The organism is Streptomyces sp. NPDC007901 (assembly GCF_042959465.1).
Taxonomy (GTDB): Bacteria; Actinomycetota; Actinomycetes; order Streptomycetales; family Streptomycetaceae; genus Streptomyces.
In genome coordinates this window covers 371,874-385,116 of sequence record NZ_JBIBKW010000007.1, presented here as the reverse complement: position 1 = coordinate 385,116, position 13,243 = coordinate 371,874, and the positions used below count along the sequence as shown (strand labels likewise).

Sequence of the window (13,243 nt, the reverse complement as noted above, 5' to 3'; positions counted from 1 at the left end):
GATGTCCATCAAGCGTTTCCGGCCGGAGATTTGGTCCGCCAAGCTCCTGGTCGCACTCCGCAAGGAGCTGATTTACGCCGGGCCCGGCATGGTCAACCGCGACTACGAGGGCGAGATCTCCGACGCGGGCGACACCGTCCGTATCACGTCGATCTCCCGGCCGACGATCGGCACCTACAACGCCAACAGCACCGTCATCACGCCCGAAGAGCTGAACGACGCCCAGCGCACGCTGGTCGTCGACCAGTCCAAGTACTGGGCGTTCAAGGTCGACGACGTCGACAAGCGGCAGGCCAAGGGCGACGTCATGCCGCAGGCCATGTCCGAGGCTGCCTACGCCCTCGCGGACGTGGTCGACCAGTACGTCGCCAACCTCTACACCCAGGCGCAGTCCGCGAACCAGCTCGGCACCATCAGCATCCCGACGACGAACCCCGAGTACTTCTACTCGAAGATCTGCGTCCCGCTGAAGGTCACCCTCGACAACGCCAACGTGCCCCGCCAGGGCCGCTGGATGGTCGTCCCGCCGTGGCTGGAGGGCCGGGCCCTGCTCGACCCGAACTTCATCAACGCCGAGAAGGCCGCCGACCAGGGCGCCGCCCTGCGCAACGGCTTCATCGGCCGCGCCGCCGGCTTCGACATCTACATGTCGAACAACGCCCCCAACCCGACCGGCGACGACTACGTGGTCACCGCGGGCAACAACACCGCCGTCTCCTTCGCCGAGCAGATCAACAAGACCGAGGCCTACCGCCCCGAATCGTCCTTCTCGGACGCCATCAAGGGCCTGGCGCTGTACGGCGCGAAGGTCATCCGCCCCGAGGCGCTGGCCACGGCCATCGCGTCCCAGACCTGATCAGGAGGGCCAGCCACCATGGCACGCACCGCTGTCTCCTACAGCTCCCTCGTCGCCAACAGCAGCCTCGCCGACCCGGCCGGGACCGCGGTCACCTCCGGCGCCGGCAACGGCGGCCAGATCGCCGCGTCGTTCCCGGAACTGACGCTGCTGCGCGTCTCCAACGCCTCCGGCGGCTCCGGCACCGCCTCGGTCCTGGCGGGCTCCCTGCCGCTGGCGATCGCCTCCGGACAGGGCCCGCTCACCGTCACCGTCGCCAACTCGGCGACCCAGTGGATCGGCCCGGTGGAATCCGGGCGGTTCCTCCAGAACGACGGCTCCCTGATCGTGGAGACCTCCGTCGCCATGACCATCACCGCCTTCAAGGTCCCGAGGAACACCTGACATGGCCGAGACCATCTACGTGCGCGGCGAGGGCGGCGGCATCCACGCGATGGACCTGCCGCTGCCCGAACCGATCCAGGAACGCCTGACCAAGGGCATGCTCCAGCGCGTCAACGAGGACGGCAGCCCCTACACCGCCCCCGCCGACGAGGAGCCGACCGGCGTCGGCAAGACGCCGGCCCCGGGCCAGCAGGTGGCCGGCCTGCCCCTGACCGAGCCCGCCAAGACCGCCAACAAGCCGGAATGGGTGGGCTGGGCCGTAGTGAAGGGCGCCACCCCGGAGGAAGCCGACGGCATGACCAAGGCGGACCTCATCGAGAAGTACGGCACCCCGACATCCCCGAGCAACGACTGAGGGGAGGGCAGCCGTGAGCCTCCCCACGCCGCTCGCCGGCAAGACGGACGCCATCGCCTACGGCTACAGCCTCCCGGTGGACTCGGCGGACGCCCTGCTCGCCCGCGCGTCGGCCCGTATCCGGCGCGCGGCCGGGCAGCCCATCACCCCCAGCACCGTCATCGTGCAACTGACGGTCGCCGGCGGCGTGGTCGAACTGCCGGCCCCGCCGGTCCTCGAAGTCCAGGCTGTGTCGTCGGTCGGCGAGGACGGCACCCTCACCACGGTCACCGGCTGGTGGTGGGACGGCGAGCACCTGCGGTTCCCCACCTGCCTGGTGCCCCGCGCCCAGGTCACCTACCGGCGCGGCTGGGACCCGGTACCCGACGGCATCGTGGAACTGACCTGCTCGGTCGCCGACCGGCTCTCCGGCACGCCCAAGGGCATGGAGTCGGGCATCCGGCAGGAGACGGTCGACGACTACAGCGTGACCTACGCGTCCGAGGCGATCCAGTACGCGGGTGACCTGCTGCCCGGTGAACTGGCCGCCCTCCAGCGCGAGCTGGGCGAGCGGTGCGTGTGGGTGGTGAGCGGGCCGTGAGCCTCGACAGCGTCCTGGCAGCCGGCCGCGCGGCAGCCGAGGCCCGTATGCGGGACACCGTGCGGTTGTACGAGCAGGCCGAGGACACCTTCGACCGGACCACCGGGACCACCACCCCGGGCGCCCAGACCACGCTCTACACCGGGAAGGCCCGCGTGAAGCCGGTGGCGCAGGCCTCCGGGGAGGACGTCCAGGCCGCCGACCGTGAAGTCCGCCTGCTGGAGTACCAGGTGGCCCTGCCCTGGAGCACGCCGCTGCCGTCGGGGAAGCGGGTCCTGCCGGGCATGCGGATCGAGGTCACCGCCTCACCGGACGCCCGCATGACCGGCCTCATCCTGTGGGTGACCGGCGCCCAGTTCAGCGGCCAGACCACGGCCTGGCGGATCACCACGGAGGACCGGTCCTGATGAACGATCCCTTCGACATGGGCGATGTGCGCCGCCTCCAGGCGCACCTGGCCCGGAGCATCCCGATCGTCCGCCGGGAGGCCCGCCAGGTCGTCAACCGGGGCGCGCTGAACGTGAAGCGGGACTGGGCGAAGAACGCGCGAGCCTCGTCCGGCCGGCACGCCCCTGCGTATCCGGCGTCCATCGGCTACGACCTGCTGACGGTGGGCCCGGACATCACCGACGCCCGGATCGGCCCGGACAAGGAAGCCCCTCAGGGGGCGCTCGGCAACCTGCTGGAGTACGGCTCGGTGAAGAACCCGCCGCACAACGACGGCGGCCGGGCGCTCGCCGCCGAACTGCCACGGTTCGAGGCACAGATGGACCTCGTCACCGCGCGCGGCCTGGCCTGGTGGTGAGCAGGTGGCCACCGCTCCTGACGTCCTGCCGCACGCCGACGCCGTCCAGGCCGCGCTGGAGGCGGCCGACCTGACCGTCTACCTCGGCGGCACCCCCACCGGAGCCGGGTGGTCACCGCCCGACAAGTTCGCCGTCCTCTACCCCGACCCCGGTATGGCCGTGCGGGAGTCCCTCGCCGACCAGCGCACCGACTTCGACTCGACCATGCAGATCACCTGTGTCGGCAGCAGTGCCGAGCGCGCCCTGTGGGTGGCCGGCCGCGTCCGCCAGGCCCTCGCCGCGCCGCTGCTGGTTACGGGCCGGTCCTGCTGGCCGCCCGAGGACCTCGGCGGGCCCCCGGTCGCGCGGGACGACGACGTCACCCCGCCCATCTGGTTCGTCCCCGTGCAGTACCGGATCTGTTCCACACCCGCCTGATTGGAGAGCCTCATGGCGCTTCTCGCCCAGCAGGTCGTCGCACTGAGCGGCCTGACCCCGACGTACTCGGCCGCCGCCGCGTCCACCACGGTGACGTGCGGCGAACGGTCGTTCCTGCACGTCAAGAACACCAACGGCTCCAGCATGACCGTCACGATCACGGCGACGGCCAAGGTCCGCGGCCAGGCCGCCGCCGACCTCGTGGTGACCGTGCCGGCCACGACCGGCGACAAGATGATCGGCCCGATCACCGCCGACCTGTTCGCGTCGCCCTCCGACGGCGTGAGCGCGTCGATCACCTACTCGTCGACGACCAGCGTCACCGTCGCCAGCCTCGTCATCTGACGTCCAGCACCTTCCCGCCCGCCCCGCCGCCCGGGGCTTTTTCGTGCCCTGAGGAGGGCCCATGTCCGACCTGATCAACGACGGCATGACCAAAGTGGTCTGGGCGTCGTCCATCGCCAACATCAACGCGCCGACCACGACCGAGCTGAACGCCGGCAGCGACTTCACGACCCGCGTCACCCCCGACGGCCTGAAGATCGACCCGTCCACGGCGGACGTCGACACCTCCAGCCTGGCCTCCACGTTCGACACGAAGACCGTGGGCCGGATCGGCTTCGACACCGAGATGACGTTCAAGCGCGGCACCACCGGCGGCGAGGACCTCCCGTACACCACGCTGAAGTACGGGGTGTCCGGCTACCTCGTCGTGCGTCGCGGTGTCGCCTACGCCACCGCGTGGGCGACCTCGCAGAAGTGCGAGGTTTACCCGATCACCTGCGGCGAGCCGCAGAACGTGGCCCCCGCCGCGAACGAGGTCATGAAGTTCGTGTCCCCGATGAAGGTCACGAACCCGCCGGCGACCGCGGCGACGGTGGCCTGATGCCGTCGATCGAGGAGATCCTCAAGCAGGCCAAGCCCCGGGAGCGCACCGTCATGGTGTGCACCCGGGGCGACCTCGCCGGGGAGGCCGAGCGCCTGGCCCAGGAACTCACCCAGGTCAACGAGGACTGGGAGCCCAGCGACCTGTCCGAGCAGCACCCCGCCCGCGCGATCGCCGCCCGGCTCAAGGAGGTCCGCGACCAGGCGCGCGAGTCCGAAGTGCCGTTCACGCTCCGGTACATCGGAGACAAGGCCTACAGCGACCTGCTCGCCGCGCACCCGGGCAAGACCGAGGACCAGCTGTTCGACGAGAACACCTTCCCCCGCGCCCTGGTCGTCGCGTCCTGTGTGGAACCCAAGCTGACCGCCGAGTCGGCCGCCGCCCTGTTCGAGGTCCTCAACCAGGGTGAGATCCAAAAGCTCGCCTCCGCGGCGTGGGACGTGCACACGTCCGCGGACCTTGCCCCTTTCTCGCTGGCCGCCTCCGCACTCCTGGCGGGCCTTGGCGGCGGGAGCTAGAAACCGCCCGGTCCTGGGGTGTCCCCCGCTCGGTGTTCCTGGGGCGGGTGGTCGCCGAAGGGGAGCCGCTGTGGCTGCCCGAGGACCGGGCATGGGCCGAAGCCCTCCACACGGTCGAGGCGGACACCTGCCCGGAGTGCGGGCAGCCCTGGGGCGAGGCCACCGACGCCGACAACGAGTTCCGGTACAAGGCCGAGCTGGTGCGCTGCCACGCCTGCACCGCGTCCGCGTCCGCCGTGAAGGCCTACCAGGACAAGGGCGGCAAGAGCGAAGGCCTGCACGTCCACATCACCCACAGTTCGGCCTGACGGCCCTGCACCCCGCCGGGAGGTGACATGGCCGTCCGTACCGTCACCGTCCGGCTCCGCGCCGACGTCAACCAGTACACGCGCAGCCTGCGGCAGGCGAGCGACCGGACCAGCCAGCTGGCGGGCGCCGGCGCGAAGGTCGGCGCGGTCATGCTCGCGGGCTTCACCGTCGCGGTGGCCGCCGCCGCGAAGTTCGACAAGGCCATGAGCAACGTCCGCGCGGTCACCGGGGCGACGTCGGCGGAGATGGGCAAGCTGCGGGCGGCGGCGCTGGAGGCGGGCAAGAGCACGTCGTTCACTGCCTCGCAGGCGGCGGACGCCGAGGCCGAGCTGGCGCGCGCCGGCGTCTCGGTCGCGAACATCACCGGTGGCGCCCTCAAGGGCACGCTGGCGCTGGCCGCGTCCGGGCAGATGGACCTGGCCGACGCCGCCGTGATCGCGGCGCAGGCGATGAACACGTTCGGCCTGCAGGGCAAGGACGTCACGCATGTCGCCGACGTCCTGTCCGCGGCGGCGAACAAGTCCGCGGCGGACATGTCCGGGCTGGGCATGTCCCTGCGCCAGGGCGGTCTGCTCGCCAAGCAGACCGGCCTGGACCTTGAGGACACCGTCGGCACGCTGGCCGCCTTCGCCGACCACGCCCTGATCGGTTCGGACGCCGGTACCTCGCTGAAGGTGATGCTGCAGCGGCTGACCCCGCAGTCCGACGAGGCCCGCCAGATGATGGCGAAGCTCGGGTTCACCGCCTACGACAGCCAGGGCAAGTTCGTCGGCCTGTCCAAGCTCGCCGGGAACCTGCAGTCCAGCTTCAAGAACCTCACTCCCGAGGCCCGCAACGCCGCCTTCGCGACGATCTTCGGCGCGGACGCGGTGCGCTCGGCGACGATCCTGTACGAGCTCGGCTCCAAGGGCATCGACAAGTACGTCAAGGCGGTCGACGACCAGGGCGCGGCCTCCCGGATGGCGTCGATCCAGACCGACAACCTCGTCGGTGACTTCGAGCGGCTGCGCGGCGCCCTGGAGGTCGCGCTCATCGAGGGCGGATCCAGCGCCAACGGGGCGCTGCGGGACATGGTCCAGTGGGTGACCAACCTGGTCAACGCCTACAACAGCCTGCCCGTGCCGCTCCAGAAGGCGGTCACACTGCTGACCGGTGTCGGGGGCGCCGCGATGATCGCGGTGGCCGGGTTCCTGCTGCTGCTGCCCCGGATCGCCGCGACCCGTACCGCCCTGACGGCCCTGGGCATCACCACGGCCCGCACGAGGGCCGCCCTGGGCACGCTGGGCACGATCGGCAGCGTCGTCGGGATCGTGGCGGCCCTGGCCGTCGGCGTGAACCAGCTGAAGGCGGCCATGCGGGACGCGCCGCCCAGCACGGCGAAGATGGCTAACAGCCTCTTGGACTTCGCCGACACCGGGAAGATCTCCGGGCAGGCGGCGAAGAGCTTCGGCAAGGACCTCGGCGACCTGAACGAGGCGGTCCAGCAGATCGCCCACCCCGGGTTCAATGACCGGATCCGGCACTTCAAGGAGTCCATGGCGCTCTTCACCGACGAGGACGCCCTCGGCACCGGTCCGATGAAGCTGGACGACGCCAAGGACCGCATCAAGGCCCTGGACTCAGCGCTCGCACAGCTGGTGCAGTCGGGGGCCGCCGACCAGGCCGCCACCATCTTCAAGGGCCTGTCCAGCAGCCTGGACGGCACCTCGGTCGAGAAGTTCCGCAGCCTGCTGCCCTCCTACACGGACGCTCTCGCGGACGCCGACACCCAGTCCCGGACCACCGCCGAAGGCCAGTCCGCGCTGGGCGACGTCGCCCAGACGACCGCCGACGAACTCGAAAACCAGAAGTCCGCAGCGGAGCAGCTGTCGGACTCCCTCGACAGGCTCAACGGGTCGGCCATCAGTGCGGCGCAGAGCGAGATCGGCTTCCAGCAGTCGATGGCCGATCTGAACGACGCGGTGAAGGACAACGGGCACTCGCTGGACGTCTCCACCGACAAGGGCCGCAAGGTCAAGTCGGCGTTCCTGGACGCCGCGAAGGCAGCCATGGACCACGCCGAGGCCGTCGCCAAGGAGAAGAACTCTCAGGAGGCCGGGCAGAAGGTCCTGGAGAAGGACATCGAGCTGCTCAAGAAGGACCTTCGCGCGAAGGGGTTCAGCAAGGACGCCGTCGACCGGCTCGCCGCCGCCTACCTGAAGCTGCCCCCGTCGGTGGCGACAGAGGTCGACGCCAAGACCCAGGGCGCCCTCAACGGCTTGCAGGCGGTGCAGGAGAAGATCAAGAACACCAAGGGCAAGAAGGTCACCGTGGACGCCCTGACGGCGGACGCGAAGACGGCCCTCGAATCCCTCGGCTTCAAGATCAAGAACACCAAGGGCAAGAAGGTCGAGATCACCCTGCCCACCGCCGGCCCGAAGGCCGCGGCCCAGGCGATCCAGAACTACATCGACGGCGTCCACGGCAAGACCGTCGGTGTCGGCGTCTACACCACCGAGTATTACAAGAAGGTGCAGGCGGGCGGCGGCGCCGGCGTGCAGCTGCCCAAGGGCGGCCAGGCCCGCGGCGGCCTGGTGCCCGGCTACGGGGCCGGCGGTGCCGTGCAGATCGCCCCCAACGGGCTGCTCAGCGGTCCGGGGACGGGCACCTCGGATTCCATCCTTGCGTTGTTCGCCAGTGGCGCCATGGGCAGGGTCGCCAACACGGAGTTCGTGGTGAACGCCGCGGCGACCAAGCGGTGGCTGCCCCTGCTGAAGGCCATCAACGCCAACCGGCTCGCGCGCGGCGGCCTGGCTTCCGGCGGGATCCCCGGCTTCACGTACACGCCGACCGGACAGGCCGTGCTCGGCGGCCCGTCGGACGCGAAGGAGCGCTACGACAAGGAAGTCGAGGACCTGAAGAAGGCCTGGGACGACCTGAACAAGGCGCTCAAGGCGCAGAAGAAGGCGGCCGACAGCCTCCGGGACGCCGAGAAGAACCTGGAGCGGGTACGGAAGGGGCACCACACGGCGGCACAGATGCGGGCCGCCGAGGAGAAGGTCGACAAGGCCCGCTCGGCGAAGAAGGCCGCGGACAAGACCGTGTCCAAGGAGCGCTCCGACGTCTACGCCGCGGACAAGGCGCTCGGGGTGAGCAAGGGTGCCAAGGCGCCCACCGTCTTCAACCTGAAGGCCTACGAGGCGCAGCTCAACAAGAGCGTGGCCTCGACCGAGAAGTGGCGGAAGAACCTCAACAAGATCGGGACGCGGGGCGGCAAGGAACTTCAGGCGCTGCTGGAGGGCATGGGCGAGGACGGGTACGCCCTCGTCAACGCCCTCGCCGGGGCGTCGGACAAGCAGTTCAAGTCGATCACCGCGAAGCTGGAGAAGACCGGTGAGCTGGCGAAGGCCACGCTGAAGGACTTCACGAACCAGCTGAACGCGTCGACGAAGGAGAACGCCCAGTTCGCGGCGGACTTGCAGAAGCTGGCCGCGCAGGGCTTCGGCGACCTCGCCCAGGCCCTGGCCGCCCAGGGCGACTCCAGCGCCATGGAAATCGCCCACCAGGCGGCCGGCGACACCAGCGCCGCGAAGAAGGCGAACGCGAGCGTCGGCAAGGCGCAGGCCGCACTCTCCGGCGACGACCTGTCCAACAGCCTGGTCTTGCTGTCGACACTGCGCAGTGGGCCGGGCAAGGGGTTCGCCGACCTGATCTCGGCAGGCCTGGACGTGGCCACCATCCGCGCCCTGGTCCCGAAGATGACCGCCCAGATCAAGGCGTTGCCCGCGCTGTACAAGGACACCTTCGTGCAGCAGTGGAACGCCCAGGGCGGGGTGGCGATGGCGGCCGGCGGCATCCTGTCGAGGCCGACAATGGTCCTCGGCGCCGAGGCCGGGGTCCCCGAGTCCTGGATCCCCTGGAACGGCTCGTCCCGCTCCCGGGCGCTGCTCGCCAAGACCGCCTCGTCGATGGGCTACCAGCTGGTCCCCGCCGGCCGGTACGGCGCGGCCCCGTCCACGGCCACGGTCGCGCGCGAGGTGTCCAAGCACATCGAGGTGCATCTGCACGGCGCCAAGCAGACCGCCGCCGAGCAGGCCCACGACATCGCCCGCGTCATCGGCTTCGTGGGCTGAGGGAAGAGGGGAGCGGGCATGCCGTACACGCCGGGCGCCGCCCTGGACGGCCTCCAGGCGACCCTGGGCGCCATCGCCCTGGGGACCGTGGACTCCAACGGGGTCGCCTGGATCCTCCAGACCCTGGAGGGCTGGGACTCCCCGGACGTCCGGGCCGAGTTCACCGAGCGCGACGGGGACCACGGCGCATGGGCGTCCCCGGTGTACCTGGGGGCACGGCCCATCACCCTGGGCGGCACGCTCGTCGCGCCGTCGAGGACCGCGCTGGAACAGGCGATGGACCAGTTGCGGGTAGCGGCTGCCCTGACGGACACCGTGCTGACGGTATGGGAGTCCACTCCCAAGCAGGCGACCGTGCGGCGCTCCGGGAAGCCGATCATGCAGTACCTGACCGACACCCGGGCCACGTTCAGCGTGATGGTGACCGCTGCCGACCCTCGACGGTATGGCGTCGATCTCCAGTCCGGCACGATCGGCTTGCCGTTCACGACGGGAGGTCTGACGCCACCGGTCACGCCCCCGTTGGTCAGCAGCGCAACCACGGTCTCCGGGCAGGTCTCGGCAGTCAACTCCGGCACCTTCGACAGCCGTCCGGTGTTCACCATCGGCGGGTCGGTGATCGCCCCGCAGGTCGTCGTGCAGAGTCCGGACGGCACCGTGCGGTTCCTGAACTACAGCGACACCCTGTTCACCGGCGACCAGCTGGTCATCGACACGGACGCCAAGACCGTCGCCCTGAACGGCTCCACATCCCGGCGCCGCTATCTCACCGTTCCCAGCGGCTGGCCCGTCATCGCTGCCGGCGGCTCGACGACCGTCCTGTTCCGGGCCTCTGCCTACGATTCCAGCGCCCAGTTGACCGTCACCTGGCGCTCCGCCTGGCTGTGAAAGGAGCTGCCTCATGGTGGTCAACCCCGCGTGGATCGACACCGTCAGCCTCAACGCGTTCCAGCTGCGCCGTGTCGACTCGCTGATCGTCATGACCAACGGCGCGAACCCGCTCGGCGCCCGCTCGGGTGTCGCCCCGGGCAGTAACGGTTTCGCCGTGTCCGTGTCAGGTACGACCATCACGGTGGGAACCGGCATCACCAGCCTGTACTTCGCCGGGCAGGGCACCTACCGGGTCGCCATGACGTCGACGTCCACCCTCACCCAGAACGCGCCGCACGCCACCCTGCCGCGCATCGACCTGGTGTATCTGCGGGTCTGGGACAACTCCGTCGACGCCTCGGGTCTCAACCAGGCCGACGTGCAGTACCTGGCCGGGACCGCGGCCTCGTCCCCGGTTGCGCCCACCCCGGCGGGCACGGTCATCTACATGCCGCTGGCGCAGCTCAACGTGCCCGCGTCCGGCGGCGGGTCGACCACGGTCAACTCGTCGGTGCTGCCGATCACCGTGGCGCCCGGCGGGATCCTGCCGGCCAGCAGCGCCCCCACCAGCCCCTACACCGGCCAGTACTACGACGACGGCACCAACCTGCGCCGGTACAACGGATCCAGCTGGGACACCTACCAGAAGGCGCCCGGCGCCTCGACCGCCTGGCTCCCTCTCTGGACGACGTCGACCGGCGCCCACTCCCCGTCCTACGGCAACTCCACCGTCGACTGCACGTACATCAAGGTCGGCAGGTTGGTGAACTTCTGGATGAACATCACCTTCGGCGGCCTGACCAACTTCGGATCGGGCGCCACCAGCGCCGACAACTGGCAGTTCAGCCTGCCGTTCACCGCCGCGAAAACGACCTACCCGATCGGCACCGTCGGCTTCGGGCCCGGCACCAGCAAAGGCTCCCCGGGCATCGCTCACACTTCGGCCGACGGCACAAACCTCCTGCTGTACATGAGCGGTGCCATGTCGAACGCGTCGGCCGTGCCGACTGGCATCGCCGACTCGGTCTCCCCCTGGACGTGGGCGTCGGGCGACCGCTTCACCGTGACCGGCCAGTACGAGGCGACGACATGAGCGCGCTGCCCTACCAACTCGCCTGGTACGGCTGCGACCTGCGCACCGGCGGCATCGTCGAGGACCTGCCGTCGCTCACCCCGAGCGGCGCCCTCACACGCAAGCTGGGCACGTCCACGACCCTCCAGGCCGACCTGTCGCTTAACGGCGCGGCCGACGAATGGGAAGCGGCAACCGCTCCCGGCCGCTCCCTGCTCGTCGCCGTCGACACCGCCACCGACACCCCCCTGTGGGCCGGCGCCGTCCTCACCCGCGAGGCCGGCAGCGCACAGACCGTGGACCTCGGCGCCGCCACCCTGGAGCGCTACCTGGACGGCCGCTACCCCGGCTCCCAGGTCCTGCTCGCCACCGACCAGGCCGCCATCGTCAGCGCGCTCGTCACCCCGGCGCTCACCGCCGGGCCGCCGATCGTCATCGACGCCCCCACCATCGGCACCTCGCTCGACTACACGACCACGGACGGCGACGACAAGACCATCCTGTCCTGCCTCGGCGAGCTGATGAGCATGGACGGCGGCCCCGAGTGGACCATCGACGTCACCTGGAACGCCTCGCACTCCGGCTTCCAGTTCCCGCTGCGCGTCCGCAAGGCGGTCGGTATCCAGACCAGCACGGCCGTGACGTTCGACTTCCCGGGCTGCGTCAACGCCTACACCCTGACCGAGTCCTACGAGGCCGGGAAGGGCGCCACCACCGTCATCGCCCGCGGCGAGGGCGAGGGCAGCTCCCGGCTCACCTCCACCGCCCACGAGGCGACCGCGCTGATCGCCGCGGGCTGGCCGCGCTGGGAGTACCGGTTCACCCCGGCCACCGGAGTCACCGACCCCGTCCAGCTCAACGCGCACGCCACACAGTCCCTGACGCTGATGGCGCAGGGCGCCCAGGTGTGGAGCATCGAAGCCGTCGCCTCCCAGGCGCCCCGGCTCGGCCAGGACTGGGCGCTGGGCGACTCCGTCACCCTCGCGGTCGAACGCTCCCCCCGGCACCCGCTGGGCGCGAGCGTGACGGCCCGCTGCTGGTCGTGGGAGCTGGACGCCGGAGCCGACCGTGTCCGCCCGATCCTGGTACAGGAGAGCTGATGCCCAAGCAGGTCGACCAACTGCCCCCCGACGCGACCGCCCTGGCCCGCCGGGTCGCCGCCCTCGAACGGCAGATCAAGGAACTGCGGGCCGCACGCCGCATGAGCAGCGCCACCGTCGGCAGCCTGAAGATCTACAGCGACGACGGCCAGACCCTGATCGCCGAACTCGGCCTGATGGACGACGGCGGGGGCGGCGTCTGGACCCGCGGCACCCAGGACGACGGGACCCCCGTGACGGCCTCACTGGCCTCCGGGCAGCTCCGGTTCCGGCCCGCCGACGACAGCGCCGCCGCCGAATTCGGCGGCGCCTACTACAGCGCGATCCCCGGCCTGGCCAGTGACCTGACCCTCACCTCCGGGGCCATCGAAGCATCGGACTGGCAAGTCCTCATGGACCTCAGCTCGGTGTCAGGCGGCGACCTGCCGACCGTGCTGCTCTCCGGGTTCCGGACGGTCGCCGGCGTCGGAGAAAGCGGCGCCTGCAACATGGACATCGCCGGCATCCTGACCTTCGCGAACATCGCCTACGGGTCGACCACGATCACACCGTCGGCGGCGAACACCCCGACGTCGGCGGCCGTGACCGGCCTCGGCCTGTCGGGCACCACCTTCTACGCGCAGGTCACCGCCTCCACCTCCGTGCCGGGCAGCCAGGTCACCGGGGTCAGCGCGACCAGCGTCAGCAGCAATGGGATGACCCTGTGGGTCACCCGCACCAACACCACCGCGACCGTTGTGCACTGGCTGGTGATCGGCTCATGAGCAGCATCGTGTTCGAACCCGCCCTCTGGTACGCGGTGACCGCACGGGATGTCACCGAGGGCTGCGTCAACTACGGGCAGGAGTTCGAGGTGAACCCCTGCTACTCCAACGGCGGCACCGTGATCATCGAGTGCGGCCGCTGCCATCAGCTCATGGAGATCGTGGCCGCGACTCTGTTGAATCCTCAGCCCGAAGTCTCCTGAACCGCCCCCAC

17 protein-coding genes are annotated in these 13,243 nt (G+C 70.2%); all 17 read left to right on the top strand.

Translation table 11 applies throughout. The annotated features are described in order from the left end of the window. The first annotated feature begins 1 nt into the window (after position 1). The 17 genes from ACFZDK_RS24690 to ACFZDK_RS24610 all read left to right on the top strand — a co-directional run bounded on the left by ACFZDK_RS24690 (position 2) and on the right by ACFZDK_RS24610 (position 13,232). On the top strand, positions 2–856 hold the full coding sequence (locus tag ACFZDK_RS24690; protein WP_390975637.1) for a P22 phage major capsid protein family protein: 855 nt from the start codon (positions 2–4) through the stop codon (positions 854–856). Between the two features lie 18 nt (positions 857–874). After that, positions 875–1,240 carry a hypothetical protein gene (locus ACFZDK_RS24685; protein WP_390975635.1) on the top strand — a complete coding sequence of 122 codons (366 nt, stop codon included), beginning with the start codon at positions 875–877 and terminating at the stop codon, positions 1,238–1,240. A 1-nt stretch (position 1,241) separates the two neighbouring features. Beyond that, positions 1,242–1,595, top strand: a complete 354-nt coding sequence (locus ACFZDK_RS24680) for a hypothetical protein (RefSeq protein WP_390975634.1) — start codon at positions 1,242–1,244, stop codon at positions 1,593–1,595. Between the two features lie 13 nt (positions 1,596–1,608). Further along, positions 1,609–2,175, top strand: coding sequence for a hypothetical protein (locus ACFZDK_RS24675; protein ID WP_390975632.1), 567 nt, complete (start codon positions 1,609–1,611; stop codon positions 2,173–2,175). Continuing rightward, positions 2,172–2,582 (top strand): DUF6093 family protein, encoded by a 411-nt coding sequence (locus tag ACFZDK_RS24670; RefSeq protein WP_390975631.1) that lies wholly within the window; start codon positions 2,172–2,174, stop codon positions 2,580–2,582. Before ACFZDK_RS24675 ends, ACFZDK_RS24670 begins: the two co-directional genes overlap by 4 nt. Next, on the top strand, positions 2,582–2,980 hold the full coding sequence (locus ACFZDK_RS24665; RefSeq protein ID WP_390975629.1) for a hypothetical protein: 399 nt from the start codon (positions 2,582–2,584) through the stop codon (positions 2,978–2,980). Before ACFZDK_RS24670 ends, ACFZDK_RS24665 begins: the two co-directional genes overlap by 1 nt. Positions 2,981–2,984: 4 nt before the next feature. Then, positions 2,985–3,398, top strand: coding sequence for a hypothetical protein (locus ACFZDK_RS24660; RefSeq protein WP_390975628.1), 414 nt, complete (start codon positions 2,985–2,987; stop codon positions 3,396–3,398). Between the two features lie 12 nt (positions 3,399–3,410). Beyond that, entirely contained in the window at positions 3,411–3,743 is a 333-nt protein-coding gene (locus ACFZDK_RS24655) for a hypothetical protein (RefSeq protein WP_390846914.1), read from the top strand. A gap of 61 nt (positions 3,744–3,804) precedes the next feature. Next, positions 3,805–4,284 (top strand): hypothetical protein, encoded by a 480-nt coding sequence (locus ACFZDK_RS24650; RefSeq protein ID WP_390975625.1) that lies wholly within the window; start codon positions 3,805–3,807, stop codon positions 4,282–4,284. Then, on the top strand, positions 4,284–4,802 hold the full coding sequence (locus ACFZDK_RS24645; RefSeq protein WP_390975624.1) for a hypothetical protein: 519 nt from the start codon (positions 4,284–4,286) through the stop codon (positions 4,800–4,802). Before ACFZDK_RS24650 ends, ACFZDK_RS24645 begins: the two co-directional genes overlap by 1 nt. Positions 4,803–4,834: 32 nt before the next feature. Continuing rightward, positions 4,835–5,110, top strand: coding sequence for a hypothetical protein (locus ACFZDK_RS24640; protein WP_390975623.1), 276 nt, complete (start codon positions 4,835–4,837; stop codon positions 5,108–5,110). 27 nt (positions 5,111–5,137) lie between these two features. Further along, on the top strand, positions 5,138–9,223 hold the full coding sequence (locus tag ACFZDK_RS24635; RefSeq protein ID WP_390975622.1) for a phage tail tape measure protein: 4,086 nt from the start codon (positions 5,138–5,140) through the stop codon (positions 9,221–9,223). Between the two features lie 18 nt (positions 9,224–9,241). Then, entirely contained in the window at positions 9,242–10,111 is an 870-nt protein-coding gene (locus ACFZDK_RS24630; RefSeq protein WP_390975620.1) for a phage distal tail protein, read from the top strand. Between the two features lie 13 nt (positions 10,112–10,124). Then, positions 10,125–11,186: a hypothetical protein gene (locus ACFZDK_RS24625; protein WP_390975617.1), complete on the top strand. Its 1,062-nt coding sequence runs from the start codon at positions 10,125–10,127 to the stop codon at positions 11,184–11,186. Then, the gene (locus tag ACFZDK_RS24620; RefSeq protein WP_390975615.1) at positions 11,183–12,265 is read left to right on the top strand and encodes a hypothetical protein; all 1,083 of its coding nucleotides are present in this window, start codon (positions 11,183–11,185) and stop codon (positions 12,263–12,265) included. The genes ACFZDK_RS24625 and ACFZDK_RS24620 overlap by 4 nt, the downstream gene beginning before the upstream one ends. Then, the gene (locus tag ACFZDK_RS24615; RefSeq protein WP_390975613.1) at positions 12,265–13,029 is read left to right on the top strand and encodes a hypothetical protein; all 765 of its coding nucleotides are present in this window, start codon (positions 12,265–12,267) and stop codon (positions 13,027–13,029) included. Before ACFZDK_RS24620 ends, ACFZDK_RS24615 begins: the two co-directional genes overlap by 1 nt. Continuing rightward, positions 13,026–13,232 (top strand): hypothetical protein, encoded by a 207-nt coding sequence (locus ACFZDK_RS24610; protein WP_390975612.1) that lies wholly within the window; start codon positions 13,026–13,028, stop codon positions 13,230–13,232. The genes ACFZDK_RS24615 and ACFZDK_RS24610 overlap by 4 nt, the downstream gene beginning before the upstream one ends. Positions 13,233–13,243: the final 11 nt, after the last annotated feature.